Below are 11582 nucleotides of genomic sequence, written 5' to 3' on the forward strand. Positions count from 1 at the left end.
GTGGCTTCCCCCCGCCCGCCGTGCATCCGCCCCGATGTGCGTTCGGACGCCGTCCGACCCGCCGGAGGCCCGATGCCGTCTGATCCCGCCACCAACTCCTATGCCGCCTTTCACGAACGGGTATCGCGTACTGTCGTCGGTCGCGGGCACGAGGCGGCGCTGGTGTACGCAGCCTTCCGGGCCGGAGGTGATGTGATGCTGGAAGGCCCCCCGGGCACGGGAAAGTCCACGTTGGTCCGCGCAGTTGCCGAGTTCGACGACACACCGTTTGCGATGGTGGAGGGCACCTCGGAGCTCACTCCGGCCAAACTGCTCGGGTATCACGATCCGGCCAGGGTGATGCGCGACGGCTACGTGACGTCCGCGTTCGTGCCCGGACCGCTGGTCGCGGCGATGGAGGACGGTGGCGTGCTCTACATCGAGGAACTCAACCGTGCGCCCGAAGACACACTCAACGTGCTGCTGACCGCGATGACCGATCGACGGGTGCACATTCCCCGGGTCGGCGTGTTCTGCGCTAAACCGTCTTTTCGCATCGTTGCGTCAATGAACCCACTCGACGACGTCGGCACCGCACGGATCTCGGACTCGGTCTATGATCGCTGGTGCCGAATCTTCCTCAACTACCAGAAGGAGGACGACGAGCGAAGGATCGTCCAAATCGCCACGGGCAGTGCGGATCCCAGTCTGATAGAGGATGCCGTGGCGTTGACACGGGCCACCCGCGCGCACCCCGACATCCGGCGTGGTTCCTCGGTGCGGGGCGCAATCGCCATTGTGGGGATCGCCGGCGAACTCGCCGGCATCTGGGACGATGTGGAATACCGCGATCTGATGTTCGACGCCATGCTGGTGGCGCTGTCAGCACGAGTGTCGTTGATCGAACTCAGCGAGCGCTCCGTCGAGGATGTGCTACGGGAGATTTGGGAGAACCGTTTTTTTTTGACCGAAACCAGGGTTCCGCCAGCCTGATCCCGCCCGCGCTGGTGGAGCAGTCGGCGATTCACGTTTTCCGGGAACCCGGTGGCAAGGCTCGACGGCCCAAACCCAAGGAACTGACCGAGACGCCATCGCTGTTCACGGACAGCTCCGCGGCAGCCGGCGGCTTTGCTCCCGAAACGTCTGCGGCACGGAGACCTTCAGGCCGCGGGAGCGGAACACAGTATGTCGCCGGCGAACAGGCGTCACGACGCGACCTCGCCGATGTGCTTTCTGAGCGCCACTACAGCCCCGAGATCGCCGAATTCGCGCGCCGAATCGGACTGTCGCTTCGGGTACGCCAGCACCTCGGCCAGAGCACCTCACGACGCCGGGGACGCATGGTGCGACTGCCCTACCGCCCCGGCGACGACGACGTCGACATCGACGAGACCATTGCGGCATACCTTCAACACCAACCATTTTCGAACCGTGACGTGGTGGTACGGCGTCGCCGCCACGCCCCGATGGCCGCGGTGGTGATGGTCGACCTCTCGGGGTCCATGGAGGGCGACAAATGGAAGACGGCGGCCAGCACCATCATTGGTCTGTCCCTGTGGATGCGTGATCAGTTGGACGCCTTCGGCGTGGTGGCGTTCTGGTCGGACGCTGCCGTGCTGTGTCCCATCGACGCGCCGGTGTCGGCCGCGACTGTGGTGGACCGGATGCTACGAATACCCGCACGCGGGTTGACCAATGTGCATTTCGCGCTGACAGTGGGAGCCGCCGAGTTGGCCCGAGCCAACGCCGAGCGACGAGTCGGCATCCTGCTGTCGGACTGTGTGCACAATGCGGGACCTGATCCCCGCGCGGTCGCACGGCAGTTCCCATCACTCAGCGTCCTGCTGCAGACTTCCGGCGAGGTGGACCCCATGCTGGCGCAGGGACTGGCGCGCCAGACGCGCGGCATGGTGGCACCGATCGCCACCCACCGCGACGTGGGCCCTGCGTTGGCGCGGGTGTTGAACCTCTAGAAAGTCAGATCACCGTGCGCCTGGGTTCGATCCCGAACTCACGCAGCCGGCGGTACAGGGTCGAGCGGGACACCCCCAGCGCCGCCGCAGCCTTGATCTTGTTGCCGTTGTTGGCCTCAAGCACCTCTAAAATGGCGTCGCGCTCCACGGTCTCGAGTCGGGTCAGCGAGCGCCACCCGTGGGCAGCGCTGCGAATGTGCTCGCTGAGACTGTCGGTGGTGATCTCGCCGGACGACCGGTGAGACGCCGCAAGTATCTCTGTGCGCAGCTCTCTGATGTTGCCGGGCCACGAATAGGCCATCAACGCCGCCGTCGCGCGCTGGGTGATGCGGGCGGGTCGGTCCTGTTCGGTCAGGATGCCCTGCGCGATCGCCTGGATCTCGTCGCGGCGCAGCCGAAGTTCGGGCACCCGGATCCAGGCCTGGCTGACCCTGCTCAGTTCGGCGAGCAGCTCCGGGTCGGCAGCAGGTCCGTGGGTCAGCACAACGAGTCTCGGTGACGGAGCCGACTTAAGCAGTTCCACAGCGGCGCGCACGGTCTGCGCAGCAAGCAGATCGACACTGGTGACCACGATCGACGCATGCGGTTCGGCGACTAGTTCCCCCAGGCGCCGCAGCCACGATGCGTCACCCTCGGTTGCCGCCGAACCGGCGGAATACACCAGCTGAGGCGAGTCCCCGTAGCGCCGTTGGTGGACCTGACGGGCCAGGAACAACTTTCCGGTACCGGGCAGCCCGGTGATGGACACAGCCCGCACCGAGTCAGCCAGTGCCCCATCGACCTCGGCAAGCAGCGTCTGCGCCGTGGACAGCCTGCTGGACACGGCAACGTTCGGGGTGTTCCTGGCCGTCGTCGCCGGCTCGTGGGGAACGATGGTGATCAGGGCACCGACGGTGCGCGAGCCGACACTGATGCGCGAGCAGGCGACGTCGATGCTACGCCCGCTGCTGAGCATCAGGGTGGCCAGGCTGTCACGACGCGTACGCAGCGACTCCAGCGCCTGATTCCACAGCGACGCTTGGTCGCTGATGTCGACCAGTTCGGCCGCGGCCGCGTTGGTCACCATGTATTGCTCACTCAGCGCCAGGATGGGCGCCGAGCTGGTCCTGCTACTGGCCAAGAACTCGTCGAACACGATCTGATCGGCCTCAGAGAGGTGGTTGGTGATCTCACTCTCGATCTGGTGTGCGAGGTTCAGCGCCGTGGGCGCAAGCAGGTTGTTCGCGTCGGCCGACGGACACGACAAGGCCACCACGCCCTCCAGGCGCCGACTGCGGCGGTTGTGGATGGGAACGCCGACACAGACGTGCTCGATGAGCGACTCCGCGAAATGCTCACCCGCCCGGATGTGCACCGGTTTCAGCTCCTCGATCGCGGTCCCGATGCCGTTGGTGCCGGCGAACTCCTCGGAGAAGACGAAACCGGTATCGATGGATGCCCGGTCCAACCAGCGCAGAGCCGCGCTACTGCCCGCCCAGCGTGCGAGGATGCGCCCATTGCGTTCGGCGAGCAGGACGTTGACCCGGGTGTCGATGAGCCCCTCCGCAAACCGGCTGAGTACTGGGGCGGCGTTGGCCAACAGTCGGCTGCCGCTGCCGCTGACTGCGTCGAAGGGCACCGTGATCCGCTCCATGCCCGCCCCGGCCTGGATGCTGCGCAGCCAGGACCGGCGGATCAGCGCGGGTACCGTCGACGGCAGTTCGGCACCCTCGATGAGGGCCCTGCGCGCCGAGCGGGGAGAAACCAGAGACTGGGACCCGAATGCCGAATCTGACATATCACACAACCTAAACAACGCTGTTAGCTAAATCACTTCGCCACACTACTCCTGCGCCCCCACCCTCAGGCCGAATCGGCGACGTCCGTACGGAGCCCGCGTATGCCCATGACCCGGATGTGTCAAAGATGAACAGTCCATCCGGGTCCGCCCGTCCTAATGTGTTGTCGTGGCACGTTACGCGGCACCTGGCCGACGTAAACAACAAGCGGGCCAACGGAATTGAGAACTGTCACGCGGTGCGACACGCACAGCGGGCGGCGAGACGCAGAGGGAGGCCGCACAATGGGCAAACTGGACGGCAAGGTCGCCTTGATCACCGGCGCGGCGCGGGGGCAGGGTCGTTCCCACGCCCTGACGCTGGCACGCGAGGGTGCCGATATCGTCGCCGTCGACCTGGTCGGACAGATCGACTCCGTCCCGTACCCGATGTCCAGGCCCGACGACCTGTCCGAGACCGTGAAGCTGGTCGAAGAGCTGGACCGGCGGATCCTGGCCCGCGAGGGCGACGTGCGGAACCCCGATTCGATGAACACTCTGGTGGCCGACGCAATCGACCAGTTCGGACACATCGACATCGTCTGTGCGAATGCAGGAATTGCCGGCCTCGGCGACGCGCTGTCGATGACGCCAAAACAATGGACCGATATGGTCGATGTCAACCTCAGCGGAGTCTGGTTCAGCATCCAGCCGGCGCTCAAACCGATGATCGAACGCGGCGCCGGCGGCTCGATCATCATCACCAGCTCGCTCTACGGCGTCAAGGCGCCGCCCGGTAACCTCGCGCACTACACCGCCGCCAAGCACGGCGTCGTCGGATTGATGCGTGCGCTGTCGGTCGAGCTGGCCCCGCACTTCATCCGGGTCAACACCATCAACCCGACATTCGTACAGACCGACATGATGCAAAACGACTCGATGATCTCGGTGTTCGTCCCCGACAAGGACAACCCCACACAGGAGGAGTTCGAGGCCGCCATGCAGCAAATCAATGTAATGCCGGTGCCGTGGATGCCACCCGCCGATGTCAGCAAGACGGTGCTCTACCTGGCTTCCGACGACTCGCGGTTCGTCACCGGGACAACGGCACTGATCGACTTGGGTGCTCGCCAGATCTCCTGAGGCCGAGGACACTGCACCGAAGCCGAAGGGTGGCACGGTCGGGCCTTCCGGTATGCCTCCGAGCCTGCCTGTCGGTCAACGGGTTCGAGCTATCGCGCAGTTTGTTCACACAACGGCCTCACCCGGCTGGTGGCGGTCGCATGCTCACCGAGCCTGGGCCCTTACGATTCGGGACGTCGCCAAGCGTCGCCACCATCTCCGCACCCGTGCGCAACCCCGACGGTGCGGTGACGATGACCGTGATGGTCTCGGTGTTCGGCACCCTCGACGGCCCCGCGATCCGTCGCCGCGGGGAGCTGGCACGCGTGGCCGCGGATGCCATCGAGGACCGCGTCGCGCGCTACGGCGAACCGGGCGGGCCGTGAAGCCGGGTCGCACATCCGGGACTTGCGAGCCCGTAAATCTCCGTAGATACGGATATCCACATTAAAAATTTCCGCTTCTACGGTATAGGCTCGGCGGGTGGGCATGAGCTATCGGATCAGCGAGGCCGCGGCGGTACTGGGGGTCAGTGACGACACCGTCCGCCGGTGGATCGACAACGGGCGTATCGCCGCGGTATCCGGCGACGACGGCCCCGCACGGGTCGACGGTGCCGACCTGGCACGGCTGGCCACGGAACTGCGCAGCGCGCCCGAGCCCGGCACCGCGCGGCTGGAATCGGCACGCAACCGGCTCGTCGGGATCGTCACCCGCGTCGTCAAGGACGGCGTCATGGCCCAGGTGGAACTGCAGTGCGGCCCCTACCGAATCGTCTCGCTGATGTCCCGCGAGGCCGCCGACGAACTCGACCTGCAACCCGGCAGCCGGGCCGCCGCCCAGGTGAAGGCGACCAACGTGATCGTGGAGGTGCCCTGATGCGAAGCACTGTGCTGAAACTGCTCACCACCGTGACACTGGCAGTCGCGCTGGCCGGGGTGGCCGGCTGCGGCGGCGGCAGCGGCAGCGGCAGCGGCAGTACTGACCAAACCCGTTCCGGCGGAACCGGAACCGCCGACATCACCGGTCCACTGACGGTGTTCGCCGCGGCCTCGCTCACCGACGTCTTCGGTGATCTCGGGGCCCGGTTCATGAGCGAGCATCCCGGCACCGAGGTGAGGTTCAATTTCGCCGGCAGCTCGTCACTGGCCACCCAGATCAACCAGGGCGCCCCGGCCGACGTGTTCGCCTCGGCCAACGAGAAGCAGATGGCGGCCGTCACCTCGACCGGGGAGGTCGCCGGGGAGCCCGTCCCCTTCGCCGAGAACGTCCTGGTGATCGCCGTTCCCCCGGGCAATCCGGGCAAGATCACCGGCCTGGCCGATTTCGCCGACCCCGATCTGACGCTGGCGACGTGCGCCCCCGAGGTGCCCTGCGGCGCCGCCGCCGAGGCCGTGTTCGCGGCCGCCGGGATCACCCCGTCGGTGGACACCCTCGAGGAGGACGTACGCGCCGCCCTGACCAAGGTCGAGCTGGGCGAGGTCGACGCCGCGCTGGTCTACACCACCGACGCCCAGAGCGCCGGCGACGCCGTCCAGTCCATCGAGTTCCCCGAGTCCGCGCGGGCGGTCAACGTCTACCCGATCGCCGTCCTCAAGGAATCGCCCCATCCGGCCGCCGCGCGGGCATTCGTCGACCTGGTGCTCTCCCAGCAGGGGCAGGACGCCCTGCGGGCCGCGGGCTTCCGGCCCCCGGCGGCCCCCTGACCCCCCGGAAGAACAGGCAGCGGTATGCGACGTGGTCGACCCGACCGGCGAAATCCCGCCGGCGGTGTCCCCGCCGCGCTGCTCATCCCGGCCGTCCTCGGTGCGGCGTTTCTGGTGCTGCCGATGGTCGGCCTGCTGGTACGCACCCCCTGGTCACAGCTGGGGCGGTTGCTGTCGTCCCCGGACGTGGCCACCGCGCTGCGGCTGTCGCTGACCACCGCGACCACCGCGACCGTGGTGTCGCTGGTGCTCGGCATCCCGATCGCCTGGATCCTGGCCCGGTCCGACCTGCCGGGGCGGTCGGCCCTTCGGGCGCTGGTGACCGTCCCGCTGGTCCTGCCGCCCGTCGTCGGCGGGGTGGCGCTGTTCCTGGTGCTCGGCCGGCGCGGTCTCCTCGGCGGCTGGCTCTACGAACACTTCGGCATTTCGCTGCCGTTCACCACCACCGCCGTGGTGATCGCCGAGGCCTTCGTGGCGATGCCCTTCCTGATCATCAGCGTCGAGGGTGCGCTGCGGGCATCCGACGCCCGTTTCGAAGACGCCGCAGCGACTCTGGGCGCCGGCGGGTGGTCGACGTTTCGCCGGGTCACCCTGCCGATGGTGGCGCCCGGGGTGGCGGCCGGCGCCGTCCTGTGCTGGGCGCGCGCGTTGGGTGAGTTCGGCGCCACGATCACCTTCGCCGGCAATTTCCCCGGCACCACCCAGACGATGCCGCTGGCCGTCTACCTGGCGCTCCAGGACAATCCCGAGTCGGCGATCGTGCTGTCGGTGCTGCTGCTGGTGGTGTCGGTGGCCACGCTCGGTCTGCTGCGCGAGCGCTGGATCAGCCGGGCATGACCGCCGGCGCCACCGACGAGGGCCTGCACGCACAGATCGGCGTGCAGCGGGGCGAACTCGCACTCGACGTCGGCTTCGACGTCTCCCCCGGGCGCACACTGGCCCTGCTGGGACCCAACGGCGCCGGCAAGTCGACGGTGCTACGGATACTGGCCGGCCTGCTCAGGCCGCAGCGCGGCCGGGTGACCCTGGGCCCCACCGTGCTCGACGACGCCGACAGTGGAGAGCACCTGCCGGCCCACCGCCGGCCCGTCGGCATGGTGTTCCAGGACTACCTGCTCTTCCCCCACCTCTCGGTGCTCGACAACGTCGCCTTCGGCCTGCGGTCCCGCGGCGTGCGCCGGCCACAGGCCCGGGCTCAGGCCCGCGAGTGGCTGCAGCGGGTGGGAATCGCCGAGCACGCACGCAGCCGACCCGGCGCCCTGTCCGGCGGCCAGGCCCAGCGCGCGGCCCTGGCGCGTGCCCTCATCGGCGAACCCCGGCTGCTGCTACTCGACGAACCGCTGTCCGCCCTCGACGCGCGCACCCGACTGACGATCCGGTCCGAACTGCACCGCCACCTCGCCGCGTTCCCGGGTCCGGCGGTGGTGGTCTCCCATGATCCGATCGACGCCATCGCGCTGGCCGACGATGTCGCCGTGATCGAGAACGGGGGCGTGGTGCAAACCGGTGCGGCACATGACATCGCCCGCCGGCCACGGACCGACTACGTCGCGCGGTTGATGGGATTGACCCTGCTGGAGGGCTTCGCCGTCGGCACCACCGTCCGGCTGGACTCCGGCGGCGAACTCACCTCGACGCAGTCGATGTCCGGACCGGTCTATGCCGCCATCCGCCCCGAGCACGTGTCGCTCTACACCGCGCCGCCGCACGGCAGCCCCCGCAACGTGTGGCCGGCCCGGCTGGTTGCCGCAACCCCGTACAGCACTACCGTGCGCTGCGATCTCGACGGCCCGGTGCCGCTGACCGCCGACGTCACCGCGGCCGCGTTCGCCGAGCTGGCTCTGGCGCCGGGCGATTCGGTGTGGGCATCGGTCAAGGCCCACGAGATCGATATCTACGGCCGCTGACCCCGCGTCGCGGCGGGACTACCCGTCGGTCACCGAATGGTGGGGTGCGCAACCTGATTGGCCGAACCACACCACGGCGTTCGATACCGGCAACCTCGTGGAGGCCACCGGCCGCTCCTGGCGCACCGGTGAATTCGCGTAAGCGTAAGTATTCGGAAAGATTTTGTAGCACCATGACGCTCAGCGCGATCGTAGGATCGTGCCATCGGGAACGTAAGCGGGCTGCGCTCATGCGACATCACCTGAGAGTCACCGGGACCGGGGGATCACGGACCCACGCGCATCAGCGCCGTCAGCGACATCCCCGAAAAGCACTCCGTCGAGACCGATATCGAAGCCACCCCCCGAAAGGATCGTCATGAAATCCACATTCGCCGCACTCGCGGCCTCGGCCCTGACCGTCGCCGCGCTGGGGTTCGCGGGGCCCGCCAACGCGGAGCCGACCCCGTCCCCGGACCCGGAGCAGACGGCCACCGGCGAAGACGCCATGATGATGATGACCAGGGCCATGTACGAGTGCATGATGGGCGACAGGCCGGGCATTCCCCGCGCGATCTCCAACGACCGCGGCGTGATGTTCACCTGCGATCGCTTCTCCAGCTAACCGCAGCGCACCCGACGCGTCAGGACTGCGCCCCGTTGATCACCGGGTCGTCGATCATGCCGTTCTCGACGCCCCACATGGTGGCGATGGTGCGGTACTCCCCCGTCTCCATCAGATGCTTCAGGGCGGCCTGCAGCGGCTCGGCCAGGCCCGAGCCCTTGGCCACCGGCCAGCCGTAGGGTGCGGTGTCGAAGACCTCCCCGGCCGGCTCGAGGGCACCGGCGCTGAGCTTGATCGCGAACCCGGTCACCGGTGAATCCGCCGACATCGCATCGACGTCACCGGCGATCAGGGCGGAGGTCAGATCGTCCTGCCGGGTGAACACCACCATGTCGATGGGCGCCAGACCCGCCGCCACGCACGCGTCGCTCTTGGCCGGGATCTCCGTCGTCTGCTGCAGGACCCCCTGGGCCACACCGACTTTGAGACCGCAGGCGGCATCGGGGTCCACCGTCGAACCGGTGCGCCTGGCCCACAGGTTGCCCGCCGTGAAGTAGGTGACGAAGTCGACCTGCTGCTGGCGCTCCACGGTGTCGGTGATCGACGAGGCGCCCAGGTTGAAATGCCCCTGCTGCACCGAGGGCATGATGGTCTCGAACGCGGTCTCGCGATAGTCCGGTGTCAGCCCGAGGGTGCGGGCCACCGCGTTCATCAGGTCGACGTCGAATCCGACGATCTCGCCCTTGGAGTTGGTGAACTCGTTGGGCGCGTAGGGCACGTTGACGCCGACCACCAGCCGGCCCGTCGCCCGGATGTCCTCGGGCACCGTGGCCGCGATCTCCGGCACCGACCCGCTCGGGGTGCCGGCCGGCGCGGTCGACTCGTTCAGGCCGACCGGTTTGGTGTCGCGGCCGGGTGCTCCCCACAACTGCCACGCCCCGAGCGTGCAGGCGGCCGCGACCACGATCGCGGCCCCGCCGGCCACCAGGGCCCGCCTGCGCAGCCAGCGCCGGGACGGACCCTGCCGGGCCGAATGCCGGCCACTGGACGGGCGCGCCCGCGGCACCGGCGCGGTCAGCGCCCGGCGCGCGGCCGTGGCCAGCTCGGCGGCACTCTGATAGCGCTTGGCGGGTTTCTTGGCCATGCCCCTGGCGATGACGTCGTCGAAGGCGGCCAGCCTGGGATCGGTGGCCGACGGCCGCGGTGGCTCCGACATCATGTGCGCGGCGATCTGCTGCTCCAGGCTGTCGGCCTGGTAGGGCCGCACCCCGGTGAGGCATTCGTAGAGCACACACGCCAGCGCATAGGTGTCCGCGCGTGCGTCGATGGGCCCGCCCTCGAACCGCTCGGGGGCCATGTAGCCGAGGGTGCCCAGGGTGTTGCCCGCCGTGGTCATCCCCGCCTCGCCGGCGGTGCGCGCGAGCCCGAAGTCGATCAGGTAGACGAAGTCGCGTGGGGTGATCAGGATGTTGGACGGCTTGATGTCGCGGTGGATCAGGCCGGCGGCGTGGGCGGCGTCGAGCGCGGCCGCGACCTGTTCGGCCACCGCGACGGCCGCCGCGGGCTCCATCGGTTTCTTGCGCTCGGCGAGCAGCGAGGCCAGCGTCCGGCCCTCGATCAGCCGCATATCCAGATAGAGCCGGCCGTCGATCTCGCCGAACCCGTGAATGGGCACCACGTGCGGGTCGTTGACCCCGGCCGCGGCCCGGGATTCCCGGCGGAAACGCTGTTGGAAGGTCTCGTCCTCGGCGAGGTGGTGTGGGAGGACCTTGAGCGCGACGACACGGCCGGTTGCGGTGTCGTAGGCCTGATAGACCTCACCCATCCCGCCCTTGCCCAGCAGCTTCTGCAGCTGGTAGCGCCCGAATGGTGTCGCGTCCACCGGTGAACTCCTCGGCAGCGGCCAGTCGGTGTGTGCCGTTCGAAGCTACCTCACAGTTGCCGGCAATGTGAGCGCAGCGCCACACCCGCGGCCGACGGCGCCGGCCGACCCTCGCCCGACCTTAGGCGGGGCTGACCTCGACGTCGGAGCCGTAGACACCCAGCAGATCACGGGCGGAGACGATGCCGAGCAGCTCACCGTCCTGTTCGACGAAGATATGCCGGATGTAGTGGTCCATCATCCGCGCGGTGACCTCGTCGACGGTGGCGTCGGCCTCGCACCACACCAGATGGGTGCTGGCGACGTCGCTGGCGCGCACCGCGGCGGGATCCTGGCCCGAGGCGACGACCTTGACGACGTCGCGCTCGGTGACCAGCGCAACCGGTCGGGCCTCGTCGCCCACGACGACGGCGCCCACCCCTTCGGCGGTGATCGTCCTGGCGACGTCGGCGACGGTGGCGTCAGCGGCGACGCGGGTCACGGGGTCCCCGGTGACGACGGAGACGGGAGTCGATCCACCGGACGGTATGTGCTTCATAACCCCATGGTGGCACCCGCATTTCACCGGGTGGTAACCGAGCCCCCAACCTGCTACCTCGGTCACCGCCGTCAGGGACCAAAGCCCTCGATGACTACGGGGCCTGGTATCTGCCTCCCGGGTCGTATAACATACCCCCTAGGGTATCCAGATACCATTGCTGAAGACCCGCACG

The 11582-nt window shown here is 68.2% G+C and carries 12 protein-coding genes; 9 read left to right on the forward strand and 3 right to left on the reverse strand.

The window, feature by feature from the left end; genetic code table 11:
- Window positions 1-72 precede the first annotated feature (72 nt).
- Window positions 73-972, forward strand: a complete 900-nt coding sequence (locus CSR00_RS07385; RefSeq protein ID WP_099021737.1) for an AAA family ATPase — start codon at window positions 73-75, stop codon at window positions 970-972.
- Window positions 973-1205: 233 nt separating this feature from the next.
- On the forward strand, window positions 1206-1952 hold the full coding sequence (locus tag CSR00_RS07390; RefSeq protein ID WP_141564308.1) for a vWA domain-containing protein: 747 nt from the start codon (window positions 1206-1208) through the stop codon (window positions 1950-1952).
- A gap of 4 nt (window positions 1953-1956) precedes the next feature.
- Here CSR00_RS07390 and CSR00_RS07395 read toward each other — a convergent pair whose 3' ends face one another.
- On the reverse strand, window positions 1957-3729 hold the full coding sequence (locus CSR00_RS07395) for a sigma-54-dependent Fis family transcriptional regulator (protein ID WP_099021739.1): 1773 nt from the start codon (window positions 3727-3729) through the stop codon (window positions 1957-1959).
- Between the two features lie 285 nt (window positions 3730-4014).
- Here CSR00_RS07395 and CSR00_RS07400 point away from each other — a divergent pair, with 285 nt between their 5' ends.
- From CSR00_RS07400 to CSR00_RS07425, 7 genes are all read left to right on the forward strand, one after another.
- Window positions 4015-4851, forward strand: coding sequence for a mycofactocin-coupled SDR family oxidoreductase (locus CSR00_RS07400; RefSeq protein WP_099021740.1), 837 nt, complete (start codon window positions 4015-4017; stop codon window positions 4849-4851).
- A gap of 206 nt (window positions 4852-5057) precedes the next feature.
- Window positions 5058-5216, forward strand: a complete 159-nt coding sequence (locus CSR00_RS30600) for a hypothetical protein (RefSeq protein ID WP_176561942.1) — start codon at window positions 5058-5060, stop codon at window positions 5214-5216.
- Window positions 5217-5319: 103 nt separating this feature from the next.
- Window positions 5320-5709: a TOBE domain-containing protein gene (locus CSR00_RS07405; protein ID WP_099021741.1), complete on the forward strand. Its 390-nt coding sequence runs from the start codon at window positions 5320-5322 to the stop codon at window positions 5707-5709.
- The gene (gene modA / locus CSR00_RS07410) at window positions 5709-6536 is read left to right on the forward strand and encodes a molybdate ABC transporter substrate-binding protein (protein WP_099021742.1); all 828 of its coding nucleotides are present in this window, start codon (window positions 5709-5711) and stop codon (window positions 6534-6536) included. The genes CSR00_RS07405 and modA overlap by 1 nt, the downstream gene beginning before the upstream one ends.
- Before the next feature lie 24 nt (window positions 6537-6560).
- The gene (locus CSR00_RS07415) at window positions 6561-7373 is read left to right on the forward strand and encodes an ABC transporter permease (RefSeq protein ID WP_099021743.1); all 813 of its coding nucleotides are present in this window, start codon (window positions 6561-6563) and stop codon (window positions 7371-7373) included.
- Window positions 7370-8443 carry an ABC transporter ATP-binding protein gene (locus tag CSR00_RS07420; RefSeq protein WP_099021744.1) on the forward strand — a complete coding sequence of 358 codons (1074 nt, stop codon included), beginning with the start codon at window positions 7370-7372 and terminating at the stop codon, window positions 8441-8443. Before CSR00_RS07415 ends, CSR00_RS07420 begins: the two co-directional genes overlap by 4 nt.
- 358 nt (window positions 8444-8801) lie before the next feature.
- Complete coding sequence (locus CSR00_RS07425; RefSeq protein WP_099021745.1) at window positions 8802-9047, forward strand: hypothetical protein; 246 nt, start codon at window positions 8802-8804, stop codon at window positions 9045-9047.
- A gap of 19 nt (window positions 9048-9066) precedes the next feature.
- Here the strand turns inward: CSR00_RS07425 and stpK7 are convergent, their stop codons facing one another.
- Complete coding sequence (gene stpK7, locus CSR00_RS07430) at window positions 9067-10869, reverse strand: serine/threonine protein kinase StpK7 (RefSeq protein WP_099021746.1); 1803 nt, start codon at window positions 10867-10869, stop codon at window positions 9067-9069.
- Window positions 10870-10990: 121 nt separating this feature from the next.
- Window positions 10991-11407, reverse strand: a complete 417-nt coding sequence (locus tag CSR00_RS07435) for a CBS domain-containing protein (RefSeq protein ID WP_099021747.1) — start codon at window positions 11405-11407, stop codon at window positions 10991-10993.
- Window positions 11408-11582: the final 175 nt, after the last annotated feature.

Origin of the sequence: Mycolicibacterium palauense (assembly GCF_002592005.1) — a bacterium.
Taxonomy (GTDB): domain Bacteria; phylum Actinomycetota; class Actinomycetes; order Mycobacteriales; family Mycobacteriaceae; genus Mycobacterium; species Mycobacterium palauense.

Excerpts from the sequence above, each read along its gene's own strand:
- CSR00_RS07425 (WP_099021745.1), top strand. The coding sequence starts at position 8,802 with ATGAAATCCACATTCGCCGCACTCGCGGCCTCGGCCCTGACCGTCGCC.
- CSR00_RS07385 (WP_099021737.1), top strand. The coding sequence starts at position 73 with ATGCCGTCTGATCCCGCCACCAACTCCTATGCCGCCTTTCACGAACGG.
- modA (WP_099021742.1), top strand. The coding sequence starts at position 5,709 with ATGCGAAGCACTGTGCTGAAACTGCTCACCACCGTGACACTGGCAGTC.
- CSR00_RS07415 (WP_099021743.1), top strand. The coding sequence starts at position 6,561 with ATGCGACGTGGTCGACCCGACCGGCGAAATCCCGCCGGCGGTGTCCCC.
- CSR00_RS07400 (WP_099021740.1), top strand. The coding sequence starts at position 4,015 with ATGGGCAAACTGGACGGCAAGGTCGCCTTGATCACCGGCGCGGCGCGG.
- CSR00_RS07395 (WP_099021739.1), bottom strand. The coding sequence starts at position 3,729 with ATGTCAGATTCGGCATTCGGGTCCCAGTCTCTGGTTTCTCCCCGCTCG.
- CSR00_RS07435 (WP_099021747.1), bottom strand. The coding sequence starts at position 11,407 with ATGAAGCACATACCGTCCGGTGGATCGACTCCCGTCTCCGTCGTCACC.
- CSR00_RS07420 (WP_099021744.1), top strand. The coding sequence starts at position 7,370 with ATGACCGCCGGCGCCACCGACGAGGGCCTGCACGCACAGATCGGCGTG.
- CSR00_RS07405 (WP_099021741.1), top strand. The coding sequence starts at position 5,320 with ATGAGCTATCGGATCAGCGAGGCCGCGGCGGTACTGGGGGTCAGTGAC.